The organism is Mesorhizobium sp. M1142, from assembly GCF_040318565.1.
In the GTDB taxonomy this organism is placed as follows: Bacteria; Pseudomonadota; Alphaproteobacteria; order Rhizobiales; family Rhizobiaceae; genus Mesorhizobium.
On the sequence record NZ_JAMYMK010000041.1, the window covers coordinates 1 to 19086 of the forward strand.

A 19086-nucleotide genomic window follows, 5' to 3' on the forward strand; every position below is an offset into this window, starting at 1 on the left:
AAGGCCACCGCCCAGGTGACATTGGCGGCGATCGCCTTCAACATGCGCCGATGGGCCGCCATCACGGGATAGGTGCGCCCGCAGCCCGGCCGCCCGGGCCGAAACCGCCGCCGAAACCCCAAACAAGGGGGCGGAGCTCACAAAGACGAGCCAGGCTGACACCTTTGGGCACATCCAGTCCATCGGCGCGCGAGGCCTTCGATGTGAAAGCGTATTGCGTCGCGAATTTCGGTTTTTCCACCTCGAGCACCGATCGCAATGCAGCCGGGTAGGTCCGGCAGCTAAGCGGAAAAATTGTTTCCGGCTTTTCGATGACTGCCACGTAACGCATTGCGCGACCTCTTCGGTTGGAAATGTCATTATGGCCAGCGGCCGATCATCTACACCGACGTAGTTGAACAGCAGCTCCTCCTGAGATCTTTCCTGCTCTAATGAGCACATCGTCACGGATATTGAGGACGGCTTCGAGTCAACGCTGAGCGCGGGGCGCGGTTCGGTGGGCGAGAGCGTCTACTCCCTCATGCCAGCCTCTTCACCACCAAATCCTCGCTGCGGTCCACTGAGAGCACAGGCTGACCCATCCTCAGGTGTAGCTCGATAGCCGACACGCTTCCCCATAGGGTCCCCGACGTGGCTTGTGACCCACACGTCTCGATCACGCAAAACAGGAGCGCATCATGTCGCAGGCAGAAACAAAAACCCGCACGACTGGTCAGCAGGAGACAAACATGAGCTTGGACAACATTTCACACCCCTCGATCCAGCACTGCGCCGACAGCCTGAACGCCAAGCACAGCAACGGTAGACCGGAGCCCGAATTGGTTCCGTCGCGCTACGCGCTGCAGGTCGGCGACATCGACGTGCTGGTGGTCAGCGATGGAGTGCTGCCGATACCAGCGCCGGTTATGGCATACAACGTCGACCCGGCCCTCCGGGCGGCCTGGCTGGACGACATGTTCCTGCCGCCGGACGTGCTCGAGTGGCCGCTGAACGTGGTCGTCGTACGCAGCGGCGACCGGACCATACTCGTGGACGCCGGGCTGGGGATGGACCCGGACTTGCACTTGCCGAGGGCCGGGCGGTTGGTCTCGCGACTGGAGGCCGCCGGCATCGATCTCGCATCCGTCACCGACGTGGTGCTGACCCATATGCACATGGACCACATTGGCGGGCTGCTCATCGACGGGGTGAAGGACCGGCTGCGTCCGGATCTGCGGATTCACGTGGCGGCCGCCGAGCTCAAGTTCTGGGAGTCGCCCGATTTCTCCCGCGTCTCCATGCCAACGGGGTTCCCGGATGCGCTGCGGCGGGCGGCCAGGCGGTTCGTGAACGACTACCACAGCCAGTTGCGGCCGTTTGAGACGGAGCATGAGGTGGCGCCGGGGGTGGTCGTCACGCTCACCGGCGGCCACACCCCCGGGCACAGCGTGGTCCGCCTAGCGTCCGGCGGCGATCGGCTGACCTTCGCCGGCGACGCCGTGTTCCAGGTCGGGTTCGACCAACCCGACTGGCACAACGGCTTCGAACACGACCCCGAGGAGGCGGCCCGCGTCCGGATCAATCTTTTGCGGGAGCTGGCGGCGACCCGCGAGCCGCTGGTGGCCACTCACCTGCCGTTCCCGTCTATCTGCCATGTGGCGGTGGACGGCGATGTCTTTCGTTGCGTGCCGGCTGTCTGGGACTACTGACCCGCGTATTGGGTTAGGGCCGAGCACAGCGTTTGAACGACCGCACGAGCAACGTCGCGAGCTTTGGCCGTTAAAGGTGGGTTGCCGTCAACCCACCTCCAAGCGATGAACTTGCCTATCAGCTATCTCAGCTACATCCGCTCGTAGCCCCGCAAGTATCACACTTCTCGCAAGTCCCGTTCCGCACCATCGTGAAGTTATGGCATTCCGAGCATTCGTTGCCGGTGTAGCCCTGCATCAATGATTGCTGGCGCCGGTTGGCGGCGAGCGCTTTGGCTTCGGCTGCTTCTTTCGCGGCCTCATCGGTGAACAGCTCCGTCGGGTCGGAGGCTTCCGCGTAGACGATGTCCTCGACCAGTTCCCTGGCGCGCTCCTCGTAGTCGCGCTTGTAGGCAATGGCCTCGTCACTGGCCGGCTTCAGCGTCAGCACGTTGGAGCCGGAGAAGGCGGTCGGGGCGGTACGGGCCGGAGTTCCGGAGCCCGAACCAGCAAAGCCCTTGGGCTCGGCACTCATGCCCGACACCAGCTTGACCGGCGAGGCACCGCGGGTGAGACCCTTGGAGAAGGGCGTCGCCTTGCCTTCGTTGATGCCGCGTCCGAGTGCGGTCTTGTCGAAATCCGACTGGTCGACATGGGCGAGGTCGTGGCGGCCGAGGTAGGAGACGGCAAGTTCGCGGAACACATAGTCGAGGATCGACGTGGCGTTCTTGATGGCGTCGTTACCCTGCACCATGCCAGCCGGCTCGAATTTGGTGAAGGTGAAGGCTTCGACGAATTCCTCGAGCGGCACGCCATATTGCAAGCCGAGCGAGATCGCGATGGCGAAGTTGTTCATCATCGCCCGGAAGGCGGCACCTTCCTTGTGCATGTCGATGAAGATCTCACCGAGGCGGCCGTCATCGAATTCGCCGGTCCTGAGATAGACCTTGTGGCCGCCGACGACCGCCTTCTGGGTATAGCCCTTGCGGCGGTTCGGCAGTTTCTCGCGGTCGCGGTAGAGACGCTCGACGACGCGCTCGACGATCTTCTCTGTCACCTGCACGGCGCGCTGCGCGGCCGGTGCCGCGATCAGCTGCTCGACCGCTTCGTCCTCGTCGTCCTCGACGTCGGCAAGCAGCGAGGCGTTGAGCGGCTGCGACAGCTTCGAGCCGTCGCGATAGAGCGCGTTGGCCTTCAGCGCCAGCTTCCATGACAGCATGTAGGCGCCCTTGGCGTCCTCCACCGTCGCGTCGTTCGGCATGTTGATGGTCTTGGAAATGGCACCGGAAATGAAGGGCTGTGCCGCCGCCATCATCATGATGTGGCTGTTGATCGACAGCGAGCGCTTGCCGATCTTGCCGCACGGGCTGGCGCAGTCGAACACCGGCAGGTGTTCGGCCTTCAGGAACGGCGCGCCTTCCAGCGTCATCGCTCCGCAGACATGGATGTTGGCGGCCTCGATGTCCTTCTTCGAGAAACCCAGCGCCGGCAGCATCTCGAACGAGAAATCATTGAGCTGCTCGTCGGTGAAGCCGAACGTCTCCTTCACCCAGTCGGCGCCCAGCGTCCACTGGTTGAAGACGAACTTGATATCGAAGGCCGACTTCAATGCCGCATTGAGTGCCGCGATCTTTTCGTCGGTAAAGCCTTTTGCCTTGAGCGAGCCGGGGTTGATGCCCGGCGCCTGGTTGAGATTGCCGTGGCCGACGGCATAGGCCTCGATCTCGGCGATCTGGGCCTCGGAATAGCCGAGCGTGCGCAACGCTTCGGGCACGGCGCGGTTGATGATCTTGAAATAGCCGCCGCCGGCGAGCTTCTTGAATTTCACCAGCGCGAAGTCAGGCTCGATACCGGTGGTGTCGCAATCCATCACCAGGCCGATCGTGCCGGTCGGTGCGATCACCGTTGCCTGCGCGTTGCGGTAGCCATGCTCCTCGCCAAGCTCGATGGCGCGGTCCCAGGCGGCCTTGGCATGGTCGGCAAGCTCCTGCTGCTTGAGATCCGAGGCGACCAGCGGCACCGGGTTGACGGCAAGCTTCTCGTAGCCGTCCCTTTCGCCGTAGGCCGCGCGGCGGTGGTTGCGCATGACACGCAGCATGTTCTGCGCATTGCGGTCGTAGTCGGGGAAGGCGCCGAGCTCGGCGGCCATTTCAGCCGAAGTGGCATAGGCGGTGCCGGTCATGATCGCGGTGAGGGCGGCGCAAATGGCGCGGCCCTCGTCGGAATCGTAAGGAATGCCCGAGGTCATCAGCAGGCCGCCGATATTGGCGTAGCCGAGGCCGAGCGTACGGTACTCGTAGGAAAGCTTGGCGATCTCCTTCGACGGGAACTGCGCCATCATGACGGAGATTTCAAGCACCATGGTCCACAGTCGCACCGTGTGCTCGTAGGCAGCGATGTCGATGGTGCCGTCGGCGTTGCGATAGGGCAGTAGGTTGATCGAGGCCAGATTGCAGGCGGTGTCGTCGAGGAACATGTATTCCGAGCACGGGTTGGACGCCCGGATCGCACCGGCCGAGGCGCAGGTGTGCCAGTCGTTCATCGTCGTGTTGAAATGCAGGCCCGGATCGGCCGACGCCCAGGCGGCATAGCCGATCTTTTCCCAGAGATCGCGCGCCTTCAGCGTCTTCAGCACCTTGCCGTCCTTGCGGGCGGTGAGATGCCAGTCGCCGTCCTGCTCGACGGCGCGCAGGAAATCGTCCTTCAGCGACACCGAATTGTTGGAATTCTGGCCGGAAACGGTGAGATAGGCGTCCGAATCCCAGTCGGTGTCGTAGGTCTTGAACGACATCGAGGTGTAGCCCTGCTTGGCAAACTGGATGACGCGATAGATGTAGTTCTCCGGCACCGCGTCCTTCTTGGCCGCCTTGATCTCGCGCTTCAGCGCGGTGTTGACCGCCGGATCGAAGCAATCGTCGCCATTGCCTTCGCAGTTGATGCAGGCCTTCATGATCGCTTCGAGATGCTTCTTGACGATCTTCGAGCCGGTGACCAGCGAGGCGACCTTCTGCTCCTCGTTGACCTTCCAGTCGATGAACTCCTCGATATCGGGGTGGTCGGCGTCGACGATGACCATTTTCGCGGCGCGGCGCGTCGTGCCGCCCGATTTGATGGCACCCGCCGCGCGGTCGCCGATTTTGAGGAAGCTCATCAGCCCCGACGAGCGGCCGCCGCCCGACAGCTTTTCGCCTTCGCCGCGCAGGAACGAGAAGTTCGAGCCGGTGCCGGAGCCATATTTGAACAGGCGCGCCTCACGCACCCACAAATCCATGATGCCGCCCTCGTTGACGAGGTCGTCCTGCACGCCCTGGATGAAACAGGCATGCGGCTGCGGATGCTCGTAGGAAGACTTCGACTTGGTCAGCTTGCCGGTGAACGGGTCGACATAGAAATGGCCCTGGCTCGGACCGTCGATGCCATAGGCCCAGTGCAGGCCGGTGTTGAACCATTGCGGCGAATTCGGCGCGACGCGCTGGGTGGCCAGCATATAGGCGAGCTCGTCGCGAAAGGCGCGCGCGTCTTCCTCCGACTTGAAGTAGCCGCCCTTCCAGCCCCAATAGGTCCAGGTGCCGGCAAGCCGGTCGAAGACCTGGCGGGCGTCGGTCTCGGAACCGTAGCGCTCGGCTTCCGGCAGCTTGGCCAGTTCAGCCTCGTCGGCGACGGAGCGCCACAGGAAGGAGGGAACTTGCGTCTCTTCGACCTTCTTCAGCCGTGCGGGCACGCCGGCTTTGCGGAAATATTTCTGCGCCAGGATATCGGCGGCAACCTGGGAGAACTGCGCCGGCACGTCGATGTTGTCCAAGCGGAACACCACCGACCCGTCCGGATTCTTGATCTCGGAAAGCGCCTTGCGGAATTCGATCTCCGCATAGGCAGATTGTCCTGGCTTGGTGAAACGACGCTCGATGCGCATTGGTCCGGTCCCTTTTGTCTACATATAGCGCTTTTCCCGAGGATTTCTGCCCTCTTGACGAAACGCGCATGCCCGCCGTCTGCCGGCGTTCGAAAACCCCGGCTCTCATCTTCACAGTCTCCGCCGCCCTGCCGGTCGAACCTCTTGCGAGGCCGCTGTCCAACATGCTCACGGACCCTGTGGGTCCCTCAAAAACTGAAAACTTTTTGTAACGCCCTCGGTCGAGGGAAATTCACATTATCTAGCGTCGAACCTATCTGCAAACACTAAATATAGTGTTAACAGACAATTTATTCAAGCCCGACAATCCTCCCCTTTCGCCCCCCAAGGCTTCAAAATCCCACGCCTCCGCCGGCCTCGTAAACAGGCGGGAATGCGGATCAAAACGCACATATTCCGGGAAAAAGACCGGCCTCGAAACTTTTCCGGTCGCACTCTCAACAGGAGCGCATGGCCTATAAAAGGCGACTCGTTTTGCGCCGTCAAGGATTCGTTTGCGTAGCTTTTATGACCCCAACATCTTGTGTGTCACATATGTGGATAACGGGGATAGAAGCGGAGCGCAGCGAGGAAGGTTCGGCGCCGCGCGGAGGTGCTTCGGCGATGGCGTTCGCGGCACCTGACCGCGGCTATGCGCCGCTCGGGCTCAGGAGAACCGGCGTGGATCGGCGCAGAAATGGGCGATGATCTGGCGAAGGTCCGGTTCATGCACCATGCCCACAGCCTCGGCGGCGCTGACCCACTTGCGGGTGCGTGCCCGCTTTTCCTTCCACCGGTCGGCGACCTTGTCGACCTGCAGCGGGAACACCAGAACCTCGCACGGCACTTCCTCGCCGGAATCCAGCACCTTGGCGTAGAAATAGCGGCCGGCCTCTTGATGCGAGATCGTGCCGCGCAGCCCGGCCTCCTCGCCGGCTTCGCGCGCCGCCGCTTCGCAAAGCGGCTCCTTCGCTTCCGGCCAGCCCTTGGGAAGCACCCAACGGCCGGTGTCGCGGCTGGTGATCAGCATGATTTCGACGCCGTCCCCGCTATCGCGCCAAGGCAACGCTGCAACCTGCAGGCGGGACGGCACCGCGCCGAAGAGTCGCTGGACCCTTTCGGCCAGATGGTTGTGCGTCGTTGGCCTCGTCAACATCGGAGAAGCTTGCCCCAGCTTCCAGAATCATTTGCCGTCTCATGAATCTTACGGCTAATTATAAGCAATAAAAGTAAAAAATGTTTCATGGACCAGCGAGATTCTGCCGATTTGCGCCCGGTCTCGCTCAAATGGGGCGGCCGCGCGAGCATCAAGTCGGCATTTCTCGGCTGCGGATGATGCCTTGGGCGGGCTGGTTGCAACAAGCCGCGTTGCCGCGAATCAGCCGGCGTGGTCGTCGGCGATCGGCTTCTGGTAGGTGAAGCCCATGTCCCAGGGGAAATAGATCCAGGTGTCCTGGCTGACCTCGGTAACGAAAGTGTCGACCATCGGCCTGCCTTTCGGCTTGGCGTAGACGGTGGCGAAGTGCGCCTTGGGCATCATCGCGCGCACGATGCCCGCCGTCTTGCCGGTATCGGTGAGGTCGTCGATGATCAGCACGCCGGCCCCATCATCGGCGAGCAGCGCTGGTGTGATCTCCTTCAGCACCTGCAGCTGCCCCTGGCTGGTGTAGTCGTGGTAGGACGCGACGCAGACCGTCTCGATGACGCGGATGCCAAGCTCGCGCGAAATAATGGCGGCCGGAACCAGGCCGCCGCGCGTGATGCAGACGATCGCCTTCCATTGCCCCTTGTTGGCGCCGGCAAGCCGCCAGGCGAGCGCGCGCGCATCGCGGTGGAACTGGTCCCAGGAGACCGGGAAGGCTTTTTCGGGCAGGGACATCTTCGCGCACTCCGCAAAGCGCGCATCGCGCGCAGACACTATGGAATGCGCGCGGAATTAACTGGAAAGGCTTGGGCTTGGCAAGGGGAGTGGAAAGCTATCCCTGTGAAGCTACCGCGACAGGAAAGCCGCCACCGGTGCGGTGCGCAGCACCGTCCGCGTGACCCCGCCGAACAGCAGCTGGCGCAGCCAGGAATGGCTGTAGGCGCCGAGCACGAGCAGGTCCGCACCCGTTTCGGCGACCCTGGTCTGGATGATGTCGTCGACCGAGGCGCCGCCGGACCTCAGCACCGAGACGCTGACGGTCGCGCCGTGCCTGGACAGCGAGGCGGCGATCTCTGCGCCGGCCGTTTCCGGCGCCTCGTCGAGCGTATCCGGCGGGTCGATGACGACGATGTCCGTCTTCTCAGCCTCGATGATGAAGGGCAGGGCATCGAAGGCCGCACGCGCGGCTTCCTTGCTGCCGTTCCAGGCGAGCAGCACATGCTTGAAGCTGGTCACCAGCGGACCCGAATGCGGCACCACCAGCACCGGCCGGCCGGCATCGTAGACCAGCGTGTCGACGTCGGCGCTCGGGTCGCTGCCCGATTCGCGCTGCGCGGCGATGATCAGGTCCGCGGTGCGAACGGTCGAGATGCCGGTCAGCGCGCTGTCGCCGGAAAAACTCTCGAGGCTGCGCCATTCGAACGACAGGCCGGAATTCTCGACGCGATTGTGAAAGGCGGCCTGCAACTTCTCGGCGCGCTCCCGGTTCATGTCGGCCGAAACCTGCAGGAACTCGGTGTCCGGAAAGCCGGTGGCCGAGGTGTAGGGCACGGGCAGCGCCTCGGCATGAATGCCGATCAGATGGCTCTGGAACCGGCTGGCCAGCGGGATCGCGCAGTCGAGCACGCGCTCGGCGTCCTGTTCGTTCTGTAGTATGGCGACGATGGTCTTGAATCGCATGGCAGTCCCTCACTCCTTACGGCGATCCCATCGTGACAAACGTCACTGCGCGATGCTTGGTTCCGTCACGCCGATCAGCCCGGCTTGTTTGCCTTGATCAAACCCGCCACCATAGCCTCTACGTCGGCGCGTGCGGAGTCCAGCGCCTGCTGGCTGCGGGCGCGCACCACCAGTTCCGTCCAGAATTTGCCGTCGCCATATTTCGGATAGGAGCCGATGATCGTTTCCGGATGCGCCTTCTGGATGTCGCCCAGCGGCCGGCCGATCAGGCCTTCGCCGAACGGACATTCCACGGTGGCCGACAGCATTTTGGTGCCGGCCCGCAACGTCGGCACGACATTGTCGAGCATCGCCTGGAAAATCGCCGGCACGCCGGCCATGACATGGACGTTGCCGATGCGAAAGCCCGGCGCAACCGACACTGGGTTGTCGATGTGGTCTGCCCCGCGCGGCATCCGCGCCATGCGCTTGCGCGCTTCCGTGTATTCGATGCCGCGGGCAGCATAGCTTGCCTCCAGCAGGGCGTAGGCCCTGGGGTCGTATTCGCATGGCACGCCAAAGGCCTTGGCAACCGAATCGGCGGTGATGTCGTCATGCGTCGGGCCGATGCCGCCGGTGGTGAAGACATAGGTGTAGCGGGTGCGCAGCGCATTCACCGCAGCGACGATCTCGTCTTCCTCGTCCGCAACGATGCGCACTTCCTTCAGGTCGATGCCGATCGCCGTCATGATATCGGCGAGGTGGCCGATGTTCTTGTCCTTGGTGCGGCCGGACAGAATCTCGTCGCCGATGACGAGCATGGCGGCGGTGACGATTTCGGTCATGGCAGGCTCCGGCAAACGGGTCGCCTGAGATAGCGCGGCGGACGGCCGGCGGCAATGCCGCCAAACGACGGATCCACCTGTGCCACCTCCTTGCAGTGGACCCTTCGGCGGGTGATGCTGCGTGCCGGTTTGGAGCCTTGAGCAAGACATGCCGGTACCGATTCTTCTATGGCTGCCCGGCGCGCTGTTTCTGCTGGCCCTCGTCGTGGCAGCCTATCCTCTGCTGGCGACACGGCGGATCGCGGCGAAAGCCGAAAGGCTGGTGCCGGCCAGCGGCAAATTCATCGAGATCGACGGCAACCGCATTCATTATGTCGAGACGGGCGAGGGGCGGCCGATCGTCTTCCTGCACGGCCTCGGCGCGCAGCTTCATCATTTCCGTCACACGCTGTTCGGAATTTTCGGCCCGAACTATCGGCTGATTGCGCTCGACCGTCCGGGTTCCGGTTATTCGGTGCGGGCCAGGGGCGCCAGCGGGCGGCTGCCCGAGCAGGCCGAGATCGTGCGGCGCTTTATCGAGGCGCTTGGGCTGGAGAAGCCTCTGGTCGTCGGCCATTCGCTGGGCGGCGCCATCGCACTGACGCTGGCTGTCGAGCATCCCGAGGCGATTTCCGGTGTCGCCTTGCTGGCGCCGCTGACCCATATGGAGCCGGACGCGCGCGAGAAGTTCGGCCCGCTATACATCAACTGGCCCCTGCGGCGCCGGATCATGGCTCATACGGTGGCGATCCCGGCGGCTCTCAAAGATGCAGAACGCACGCTGGCCTTCATCTTCGCGCCACAGACGGCACCGGCCGACTATATGGTCGAGGGCGGCGGCTGGTGCGGACTGAGGCCAAGCCATTTCTACGCAACATCGACCGATGTCGTGGCCATCGCGCATGACCTTGGCCGCATCGAGCAACGCTATGGTGAAATCACCATGCCGGCCGGCATTCTGTTTGGTGCTTCCGACCGCGTGCTGGGCATCGGTATCCACGGCTGGCCGGTGATGGAAAAGATCAGCGGGCTCGATTTCGAGCCGGTCGAGGGGCTTGGCCACATGCCGCAATTCGTCGAGCCGGAACGGGTCGTCGCTTTCATCGAACGCATTGCCGACCGCGCATTTGCGCCGAAGTCTGACACCGGCAGCTGACACCCTCCGGGAAGCTCACGCATTCCTGACCATGCCGCCTATTCCTTCACGGCTCCGGTCATCGAGGAAACATAGTGCTCGACAAAGAACGAATAGAGCACCACCACCGGCAGCGAGCCGATCAGCGCTCCCGCCATCAGCGCCCCCCATTCATAGACGTCCGAACGCACCAGCTCTGTGAGCACGCCGACCGGCACAGTCTTGTTTTCGGACGACTGAATGAAGGTCAAGGCGTAGATGAACTCGTTCCATGACAGCGTGAATGCGAAGATGCCGGCGGAAATCAGGCCCGGCACCGACAGCGGCAGCACGATCTTGGTGAGGATCTGCCAGCGGCTCGCCCCGTCGATCAGCGCGCATTCCTCCAGCTCGAACGGGATCGAGCGGAAATAACCCATCAACAGCCATGTGCAGAACGGGATCAGGAAGGTCGGATAGGTGAGGATGAGAGCGAAGGGCGTGTCGTAAAGGCCAAGGTTGAACACCATCACCGACAGCGGAATGAACAGGATCGAAGGCGGCACGAGATAGGCGAGGAACACCGCGAGGCCGACCTGACGCGCCCCGGAGAACCGCAAGCGTTCGATCGCATAGGCAGCGAACACCGCAGCCAGCAGCGACAGGAACGTGGCGGCGGTCGAGATGATGATCGTGTTGAGCAGCCAGCCCGGATAGGATGTCTCGAAGAGCAGGTAGCGGATATGCTCGAGCGTCGGATGCACCACCCAGAACGGATTGAAATTGGCGTAGTCGGTCATCTCGAGATTGGGCTTAACCGCCGTGATCGTCATCCAGTAGAACGGAAACAACAGCACGATGACGAATATCAGCAACGGCAGGTAGACCGTCACCACGCGGCGCGGCACGCTCTGCAGGTAGCCCATGCCGCCTTCGTCGAGTTCCGGGCGTTTGCTCGTTTCGATCGCGGTCATGTCAATCTCCGCCGCCCTGCTGCCATTTGCGCCGTTGCAGGCCAAAGTAGCTGAACAGGATCGCCGCCAGCAGGAACGGGATCATGGCGACTGCGATCGCGGCGCCTTCGCCAAGCTGGCCTCCGGAAATGCCGCGCTGGAACGACAGCGTCGCCATCAGGTGCGTGGCGTTCACCGGCCCACCGCGCGTCAGCACATAGATCAGCTGGAAATCGGTGAAGGTGAACAGCACCGAAAACGTCATGGTGATGGCGATGATCGGCGTCAGCAGCGGCAGCGTCACATAGCGGAACAATTGCCAGCGGCTGGCGCCGTCGAGCGTGGCGGCCTCGTAGAGCGACTGCGGAATCGTCTGCAGGCCGGCAAGCAGCGTGATCGCCACGAAAGGAATGCCGCGCCAGACATTGGCGGCGATGACCGAAGCCCGCGCATTCTCGGGATCGCCGAGGAAATTGATGCGATGGTCGATCAGGCCCATTTCCATAAGCGCCCAGGACAGGATCGAGAACTGCGAATCGTAGATCCACCAGAAGGCGATGGCCGACAGCACAGTCGGCACCACCCAGGGGAGCAGGACGATCGCGCGGAAGAACGATTTGAACGGCAGGTTCTGGTTGAGGATAAGCGCCAGCCAGAAGCCGAGCACGAACTTCAGGATCGAGGCGCTGATCGTATAAAGCAAGGTGTTGAAAACGGAGAGCCAGAAGACGGCGTCGTCCCACAGATATTCGTAATTCTCGATGCCGATGAAGATGCCGGGGCGGCCGATGCGGGCATCGGTGAAGCCGAGCCAGACGCCGAGCCCGAGCGGATAGGTCAGGAAGACCAGCAGCAGTGCCGCCGCCGGCAGCATGAAGCCGAAGCCAAGCGCGTTTCGGCTATCGGCCAAGGTCGCCAGGATGCGAGACAAGATCGAGGGACGCGGCTGAACGGCGGCGGAGGTCACGGCCATGGGTCGGCTCCTCTAAGGTTTCGTAAACGGCCGGGCGGCCATGCGCGATTCGAAGCCGGGCAGCATGGCTGCCCGGCCGAGCCGGCTCAAACGCGATAGTAGCGGTTGGCGCGCTTTTCGGCCTCCTCCATCGCCTCTTGCGGCGTCGCCTGGCCGGTCACCGCCTTGGCGAACATGTCGACCAGCACATAGTCGGCCATGGTCGCCGCCGAGGCATAACCGAGCGGGCCGGCATAGCCGTTGGGCCGCAGCGTCGCCGAGGCCTTGGCGTAAGCGGCATTGTTCGGATCGGCCGTCCAAACCGGGTTGTTGTCAAAGGCTTTGAGCGTCTGGCAGCAATAGCCTGCCGACGACGTGATCCACTGCGACATTTGCGGATCCTCGAACATGAACTGCAGGTAGGCCTTGGCCGCGTTGGGGTAGGGCGTGTAGTCGAAGATCACGGCCGTGGTCACCTGGAACAGCTCGACGGATTTCCCGACCGGGCCGATCGGCAGGTTGGTGGTGCGGATGTCCTTGGCTATTTCAGCCAGCTTCGGATCCTTGTCCTTGTTGATCTTGGCCGTGTTGTAGGCGGAAATGCCGTTGGCGATGACGCTCAATTCGCCGGCCAGGAAGGCGCGGTTGTTGTTGACGTCGAGCCAGCTTTCAGTGCCGGGAATGAAGGTCTTGTAGAGTTGCTGCGCGTATTCGATCGCCTTCAGCGTCTCCGGGCTGTTGATCGTCACCTTGCTGTTCTCGTCGACCATCTGGCCGCCATGGCTCCACAGCAGCCAGTGGGCGTAGTTGTTGCCGTCGCCGACCCCGTGGCCGTGCGTGAAGCCGGCCGGGTGCCCCTTCGCCTGCAATGCCTTGCAAAGCTCGAGCAGGCCTGCCGTGTCCTTTGGAAATTCTGAGAAGCCGGCCTCCTTCACCCAGCTTTCGCGATAGACGATGGCATTGCCGATGGTCGCTAGCGGCAGGCCGAGGAACTTGCCTTGCCGTGTCGCATATTGGTGCGGTCCGTCGTGCCAGCCGCCATATTTCGAGCCGAGATATTCGCCTAGTTCCGTCACATCGTGCAGCTTGTCGGGATATTGGTGCGGGTCGTCGAACCAGACGAACATCAGGTCCGGGCCGGAGCCGACATTGGCGGCGACCGCCGCCTTGGGGCGAATGTCCTCCCAGCTTTCCTTGTCGACGCGGACCTCGACGCCGGTCGCTTCGGTGAAGCGCTTGGTGTTGGCCAGCCATTGATCCTCGTCGCCCTGCACGAAAGGCGACCAGCGCAGCAGCCTGAGCTTGGCGCCGTCCTCGGGCTTGTATTTCAACCCCTCCTGAGCAAAGGCGGGAGAGCCGATGAACCGGCTTCCCAAGGCTCCCGCCGCCGCGCCGGCGGTGGTGCGGATCACGTCACGTCTGGTGAATTTCATGTTCGCTTCCTCCTGCTTATGGTCCTTGCCGTCCTACTGCTCGATGGGTGTTTCGAACCGCTGTCCGGTTTGGCCGTGAAAGAGATGGATGAGGCCAGGCTCGGCCGTAAGCCGGATGGTTTCGCCCGGCGTGAAGGAATGCCGTTCCCGGAAATTGGCGACGATCTCCTCGCCGCCGGCGGTTCGGCCGATGAGCTGCACTTCGGACCCTGTCGGCTCGACCACCGCGACGGTGACCGGAATGCCCTGATGGTCGGACAGCCGTAAATGCTCGGGCCGTATCCCTAGCACGACCGGCTCACCATTGCCGATGGAAAGTGCCGAGGCCAACGGGACCGAAATCCCTCCGGCGCCGCGAAACGAGGGCGAGCCGTCGCTTACGATCTCGCCCCTGAGCATGTTCATGGCGGGCGACCCGATGAAGCTGGCGACAAAGAGGTTGTTCGGCCGGTCATAGAGCTCGAGTGGCGGCCCGATCTGCTCGACGATGCCGTCATGCATGACGACGATCTTGTCGGCCATGGTCATCGCCTCGATCTGGTCGTGGGTGACGTAGACCGTCGTCGTCTTCAGGCGCTGGTGCAGTTCCTTGATCTCGGCGCGCATCTGCACCCGGAGCTTGGCATCGAGATTGGACAGCGGCTCGTCGAACAGGAAAACCTGCGGGTCGCGCACGATCGCCCGGCCCATGGCGACGCGTTGGCGCTGGCCGCCGGAAAGCTGGCGGGGATAACGGTCGAGCAATGGCACCAGTCCCAGGATCTCGGCCGCACGCCGCACGCCGGCATCGCTCTCCGTCTTGGGAACGCCCTTGAGCATCAGTGAGAACGCCATGTTCTCGGCAACCGTCATATGCGGGTAGAGCGCATAGTTCTGGAAGACCATGGCGACGTCGCGCTCCTTTGGCGCAACGTTGTTGACCACACGTTTGCCGATCGCGATCTGGCCGCGCGAGATCTTTTCCAGGCCGGCGATCATTCTGAGAAGGGTCGACTTTCCGCAACCCGAAGGTCCGACCAGCGTGACGAACTCGCCGTCGTTTATATCGACGCTGACCCCGTGCAGGACCTCGACGGTCCCAAATGATTTGTAGACATCGCCGATTGCGACAGACGCCATCGATCTCCTCCCGATTGATTCCTGCAACGACTTCGAAGGAAACCGCTTTCTGCCTGGCCCGCGGCGACGCCCAGGCTCCTCCCCGGTCACGCGCGATGTAAGACGGTAGCGCTACCAAACCGACCTGTAAAGCACGCCGGCATCACTGGGATATCGACACGCCCTAATCCGAAACCTCGGTCTGCGGCCGGTCGCGGCCGTCGGCGAGCTCGTCGTGCCAGTTGCCGTCGGCGTCCTCGTACTGGATGCCGTCGGTGTTGCCGGCGACCTGCTGTTCGGCCGAAGCGATCTCGGCGGCGCGCAAGGCATCCTGATGGGTGGGGAACGTTTCGGAGAATGTCGAGCCGACCTTGTAGGCCCAGCCTCCGTCATGCTCAACGATCTTGTAGGTCAGTTTCGCCATGAAACCCTCCGGTTGAAAGCCCGTTGCCTCAATGCAGCCTGTCGTCGGCCAGCCTGTCGTCTGGCAGCCTGTCGTCTGCGACCAGCACGTCCGATTCCCTGGCGGCTTCGATCAGTGCCCGGCGCGCATCCGCCGTCGAACGATAACCTTCCAGCACTTTTAGGCAAGTGTCGAGGGCATCACGATGACGGGGCCCGCGATTGAGTGGCCAGACCGTCATCAGGCACTCCGCCGCCTCCTGGGCGCTGCGGATGTGGCGATACTTGCCGACATGGCCGAGTTCGACCACGACCGGCTTTTCAAATGGCTTGCTGTCCATCATCGCCGCCAACGCGGAGCGGCCGATTTGGTTGCAACTGCTATTTTTGCTCAGGCGAAAATAGCTCAATAGCCGCAGCCATTGCGCAGCCAGCACGCATTCGCCCAGCCGGTGCGGCCGCCGAAATCGACCTGGTACCAGTTTCCGCGCCGGTCGAAGATCTCGGTTTGGTCGCCGTTGAACAATTGCCCGATCATGCGTGACGACGAGTTCGGTCGGGCCCGAACGGCGAGAAAGCCACTTCCGGTTGCCAGATTGTAGTGCTTGGAAAGACCGTGAACCGTACCTTCGCAATATTGCGCCCCGGCCGGCGTCGATGCGGCGAACGACAGCCCGGCCACGACCGCGGCGGCAGCCGCAATGGAAATCCCCCTGAACGACATATCTCTGCTCCCCCAACCCGCCGCGCCCAGCCGCGGCCCCGGCCACTCTACACCGGCAGAGGATCAGTGCGAAGCTGTGCTGGCCCGCCCAGCGAGACGAACCCGCCGTCAGTTCGCCGCCTTCATCCAGTGCTGCATCGTCGTCACCGAGCGGGCAAGCTGCGGCGCCGGGTGGATTTTTTCGCCGAAGGTGGCCGCGGCGCGCCAGCCCCAGCGCGGATCGGCAAGAAAGGCGCGCGCCAGCGCCACCATGTCGGCGCGGCCGTCGGCGACGATCGCCTCGGCCTGTTTCGGATCGTCGATCAGGCCGACGGCCCGCGTCGGGATGCCGACGGCCTTACGCACCGCTTCGGCCAGATGCACCTGGTAGCCGGGCCCAGAGGGCAGCTTCTGCAACGGCGAATTGCCGCCACTCGAGCAGCAGAGATAGGCGACGCCGGCTTCCTTCAGCGCTTTTGCCACTTCGATCGCATCCTCGACGTCGAAGCCGCCATCGACCCATTCCTTGATCGACAGACGCGCGCCCAGCATCAGCCTGGGCACCGCCTTCTTTACCGCCTTGGCGATCTCGACGGCGAAACGCATGCGGTTTTCCAGCGAGCCGCCCCAGCGGTCGGTACGCCGGTTGGAAAGCGGCGACAGAAACTGGAAGATCAGATAGCCATGCGCGGCATGCAGCTCGATGAAGTCGAAGCCGGCGCGCTCGGCCCGCCGCGCGGCGTCGGCGAAGCGTTCGATGATTTGCAGGATCTCGTCGTCCTCCAGCGCCCGCGGCACCTGCCAGCCGGTGTCGTAGGCGATAGCCGACGCCGATATGATCGGCCACGGGTCCTGATCGGCGTGCAGCGGGCCGCCGCCCTCCCAGGGTTTTCGGTTGGAGGCCTTGCGTCCGGCATGGGCAAGTTGCGTACCGAATTTCGTGCCCGGCGCGGCGACGCGCTTGGCTGCATCCAGCGTGCGTCGCGCCGCCGCCTCATTGTCCTCGGAATAGAGGCCGAGACAGCCATGCGAGATGCGGCCGCGCCGTTCGACATCGGTCATCTCGACGGTGACCATGCCGGCGCCCGACATCGCCAGGTTCATCCAGTGATAGAGATGCCAATCGCTGGCCGAGCCGTCCTCGGCCGAATACTGGCACATCGGCGCGACCGCGATGCGGTTGGGGAAGGTGAGGCCATCGAGGGTGATCGGCTGGAAAAGCGATGAGGTCATAAAAAACTCCGGAAAGGGTTGCCGCTATTTAGGCAGCCGACTGTGCCAGCGCCAGACACGAGACGGTGAAACGGCCGCTGGACCAATTGGTGGACCGATTGCACGAACGGCCGTTCGCGGCTACGCCTTGCCGCGGCAGCAGAGAGTCCACCATGGAAGATCGCATTCGCATCCGCTCTGAGGAAATCCTTTCCGACGAATGGGCGGTTTTGAAAAAGACCGTCTTCGATTATCGCCGGCGCGACGGCAAATGGGAAACGCACACCCGCCAGACCTACGATCGCGGCGACGGTGCGGTGATCCTGCCTTTCGATCCCGAGCGGTCGACGGTGCTTCTGGTGCGGCAGTTCCGCTACCCGGCCTACGTCACCGGCCACAAGGAGCCGCTGATCGAGGCCTGCGCCGGCCTGCTCGACGAAGACGATCCCGAAACCTGCATCCGCAAGGAGGCCGAGGAGGAACTCGGCTACCGCCTGAAGGACGTGCAGCGGCTGTTTTCGCCCTATATGAGCCCCGGCAGCGTGACCGAGCGGCTCTGGTTCTTCGTCGCCCGCTATTCGCCCGCCGACCGCATTTCCGACGGCGGCGGCGCGCATGACGAAGGCGAGGACATCGAGGTTTTGGAAATGCCGCTCGACGAGGCGCTGGCCGGCATCCACGATGGTCGGATCATCGACGCCAAGACGATTATTTTAATCCAGCATTTGAAGCTGAACCCGATTGGGAGGTGAGGGGGCCAGAACCGGGTCGAGCGCCCTGGTCTCCAGTTACGAAGGGTATCAAACGAAGACCAATCTGGTGCGGACGACGGGAATCGAACCCGTACGATCAGAGATCGAGGGATTTTAAGTCCCTTGCGTCTACCAATTCCGCCACGTCCGCAGGCCAGCCCTTTTCAGCCGCCAGCCAAAGGCCGTCAAGCCGTCTTCTGCCGTCGACAAATCTGGCACTGGAAGCTAGCGAGGGCCAATCACCCACGGAGATACAAACAAAATCGTTTCACCTGGAGATGTTTTTAGCGACAGCTTCCGAGGCTACCGCGAATGCGTGTCCCCCGTTCGCAGGATGCGTTCGGGCGCTCTGGCCTGATAGACTCCAATCGGCAAGTGGATCGGCGCGCCGATACTCGACGCCGTCGTCTACAGACACTGGGAGATTGTCATGCTCAAGCTTGCCTCTGCCCTGGCACTGCTGCTTGTTGGGACGGCGCCTCTGTCTGCTGACGAGATGCCGATGAACGCCAAAGACATCAAATGGGGTCCTGCTCCTGCTGTCATTCCTGCTGGGGCGGAAATGGCTGTTGTCGCTGGAGATCCCTCAAAGGACGGCGCCTTTGTGCTGCGGTTGAAGACACCCGCAGGCTACAAAATTGCCGCACATAATCATCCCACCACGGAATACATGACGGTGCTTTCCGGCAACTTCCATTTTGGAATGGGCGATAAGCTCGACGAGGCGAAAGGCGTCGAACTGACTGCTGGCGGCTTCGGCGTCGCACCGGCCGGAATGAATCACTTCGCCTGGACGACAAGCGATACGATCGTAGAGGTTCATGGCGAGGGGCCATTCAAGATCACCTACGTCAACCCGGCAGACGACCCGAGCAAGAAGTGACAGTTCGGGATCGAATTGATTGAACCGGCCGAAGGCTAGAACGATGGAGTGCGTCACACTCCGCGACCGTCGATTCAGTAAGATCCGCTAACGCGGCGAAAGCTGATTAGCCGGAATCATATTCCGCTTGGGCCATTTTGCCATGAACGACGCTAAAACAAAAAACCCGCCTCGGCGGGCGGGTCGTTGGAGCCAATTAGCACCATAGCCAAATTAGTAGCATAGCTGCCGGCACAAAGCAAGAACAAAGTTGCTGCGGCCGGCACAAAATGCCCTTGGCGATTGGCGAAAGCCGTGGCGCATCAATCTCCCTCCTGTTTGGACCGGGGACATCGCGAACAGCTGTGCGAGGACATCGCGAACAGTTTGCCATCCTATCGTTGGCTTACATTGAGGTC

Annotated in this window: 18 protein-coding genes and 1 tRNA gene; 4 read left to right on the forward strand and 15 right to left on the reverse strand. The window is 62.6% G+C overall.

Going from position 1 to position 19086, the window contains the following annotated elements; translation table 11 throughout:
- Positions 1–61 precede the first annotated feature (61 nt).
- Complete coding sequence (locus NKH42_RS30130; protein WP_352509439.1) at positions 62–331, reverse strand: type II toxin-antitoxin system HicB family antitoxin; 270 nt, start codon at positions 329–331, stop codon at positions 62–64.
- Between the two features lie 346 nt (positions 332–677).
- On the opposite strand from NKH42_RS30130, the gene NKH42_RS30135 reads away from it, so the two are divergent.
- Positions 678–1688 carry an MBL fold metallo-hydrolase gene (locus NKH42_RS30135; protein WP_352753462.1) on the forward strand — a complete coding sequence of 337 codons (1011 nt, stop codon included), beginning with the start codon at positions 678–680 and terminating at the stop codon, positions 1686–1688.
- Between the two features lie 127 nt (positions 1689–1815).
- On the opposite strand, the gene NKH42_RS30140 is transcribed toward NKH42_RS30135, so the two are convergent.
- The 5 genes from NKH42_RS30140 to NKH42_RS30160 all read right to left on the reverse strand — a co-directional run bounded on the left by NKH42_RS30140 (position 1816) and on the right by NKH42_RS30160 (position 9207).
- Positions 1816–5580, reverse strand: a complete 3765-nt coding sequence (locus NKH42_RS30140) for a vitamin B12-dependent ribonucleotide reductase (RefSeq protein WP_352753461.1) — start codon at positions 5578–5580, stop codon at positions 1816–1818.
- Positions 5581–6226: 646 nt separating this feature from the next.
- Complete coding sequence (locus NKH42_RS30145; protein ID WP_352689904.1) at positions 6227–6715, reverse strand: NUDIX hydrolase; 489 nt, start codon at positions 6713–6715, stop codon at positions 6227–6229.
- Positions 6716–6937: 222 nt separating this feature from the next.
- Positions 6938–7438 carry a xanthine phosphoribosyltransferase gene (gpt, locus tag NKH42_RS30150; RefSeq protein WP_352649197.1) on the reverse strand — a complete coding sequence of 167 codons (501 nt, stop codon included), beginning with the start codon at positions 7436–7438 and terminating at the stop codon, positions 6938–6940.
- 111 nt (positions 7439–7549) lie between these two features.
- On the reverse strand, positions 7550–8383 hold the full coding sequence (locus tag NKH42_RS30155; protein ID WP_352477397.1) for a universal stress protein: 834 nt from the start codon (positions 8381–8383) through the stop codon (positions 7550–7552).
- A gap of 74 nt (positions 8384–8457) precedes the next feature.
- On the reverse strand, positions 8458–9207 hold the full coding sequence (locus tag NKH42_RS30160) for a competence/damage-inducible protein A (RefSeq protein ID WP_352753459.1): 750 nt from the start codon (positions 9205–9207) through the stop codon (positions 8458–8460).
- A 148-nt stretch (positions 9208–9355) separates the two neighbouring features.
- Here NKH42_RS30160 and NKH42_RS30165 point away from each other — a divergent pair, with 148 nt between their 5' ends.
- Positions 9356–10342, forward strand: a complete 987-nt coding sequence (locus NKH42_RS30165; protein ID WP_352753457.1) for an alpha/beta fold hydrolase — start codon at positions 9356–9358, stop codon at positions 10340–10342.
- A 38-nt stretch (positions 10343–10380) separates the two neighbouring features.
- Here the strand turns inward: NKH42_RS30165 and NKH42_RS30170 are convergent, their stop codons facing one another.
- The 8 genes from NKH42_RS30170 to NKH42_RS30205 all read right to left on the reverse strand — a co-directional run bounded on the left by NKH42_RS30170 (position 10381) and on the right by NKH42_RS30205 (position 17074).
- Complete coding sequence (locus tag NKH42_RS30170; RefSeq protein WP_023717433.1) at positions 10381–11274, reverse strand: carbohydrate ABC transporter permease; 894 nt, start codon at positions 11272–11274, stop codon at positions 10381–10383.
- 1 nt (position 11275) lies between these two features.
- Positions 11276–12226, reverse strand: a complete 951-nt coding sequence (locus NKH42_RS30175; RefSeq protein ID WP_352974752.1) for a carbohydrate ABC transporter permease — start codon at positions 12224–12226, stop codon at positions 11276–11278.
- Positions 12227–12312: 86 nt separating this feature from the next.
- On the reverse strand, positions 12313–13638 hold the full coding sequence (locus NKH42_RS30180) for an ABC transporter substrate-binding protein (protein WP_254817688.1): 1326 nt from the start codon (positions 13636–13638) through the stop codon (positions 12313–12315).
- A gap of 33 nt (positions 13639–13671) precedes the next feature.
- A complete protein-coding gene (locus NKH42_RS30185) occupies positions 13672–14757 on the reverse strand; it encodes an ABC transporter ATP-binding protein (protein WP_352753455.1) in 1086 nt (361 codons plus the stop codon).
- Positions 14758–14920: 163 nt separating this feature from the next.
- The gene (locus NKH42_RS30190; protein WP_254817690.1) at positions 14921–15160 is read right to left on the reverse strand and encodes a DUF2188 domain-containing protein; all 240 of its coding nucleotides are present in this window, start codon (positions 15158–15160) and stop codon (positions 14921–14923) included.
- Between the two features lie 28 nt (positions 15161–15188).
- Positions 15189–15575 (reverse strand): DUF982 domain-containing protein, encoded by a 387-nt coding sequence (locus tag NKH42_RS30195; RefSeq protein WP_502896275.1) that lies wholly within the window; start codon positions 15573–15575, stop codon positions 15189–15191.
- Positions 15545–15862 (reverse strand): SH3 domain-containing protein, encoded by a 318-nt coding sequence (locus NKH42_RS30200; RefSeq protein ID WP_352753453.1) that lies wholly within the window; start codon positions 15860–15862, stop codon positions 15545–15547. The genes NKH42_RS30195 and NKH42_RS30200 overlap by 31 nt, the downstream gene beginning before the upstream one ends.
- 108 nt (positions 15863–15970) lie before the next feature.
- The gene (locus NKH42_RS30205; protein ID WP_352753451.1) at positions 15971–17074 is read right to left on the reverse strand and encodes an NADH:flavin oxidoreductase/NADH oxidase; all 1104 of its coding nucleotides are present in this window, start codon (positions 17072–17074) and stop codon (positions 15971–15973) included.
- A gap of 152 nt (positions 17075–17226) precedes the next feature.
- Between NKH42_RS30205 and NKH42_RS30210 the strand changes: the two genes are divergently transcribed.
- Complete coding sequence (locus NKH42_RS30210) at positions 17227–17805, forward strand: NUDIX domain-containing protein (protein WP_352509429.1); 579 nt, start codon at positions 17227–17229, stop codon at positions 17803–17805.
- A gap of 65 nt (positions 17806–17870) precedes the next feature.
- Here NKH42_RS30210 and NKH42_RS30215 read toward each other — a convergent pair.
- Positions 17871–17956 (reverse strand) — tRNA-Leu (locus NKH42_RS30215).
- Between the two features lie 279 nt (positions 17957–18235).
- Here NKH42_RS30215 and NKH42_RS30220 point away from each other — a divergent pair.
- On the forward strand, positions 18236–18688 hold the full coding sequence (locus NKH42_RS30220; RefSeq protein WP_352509427.1) for a cupin domain-containing protein: 453 nt from the start codon (positions 18236–18238) through the stop codon (positions 18686–18688).
- Positions 18689–19086 lie beyond the last annotated feature (398 nt).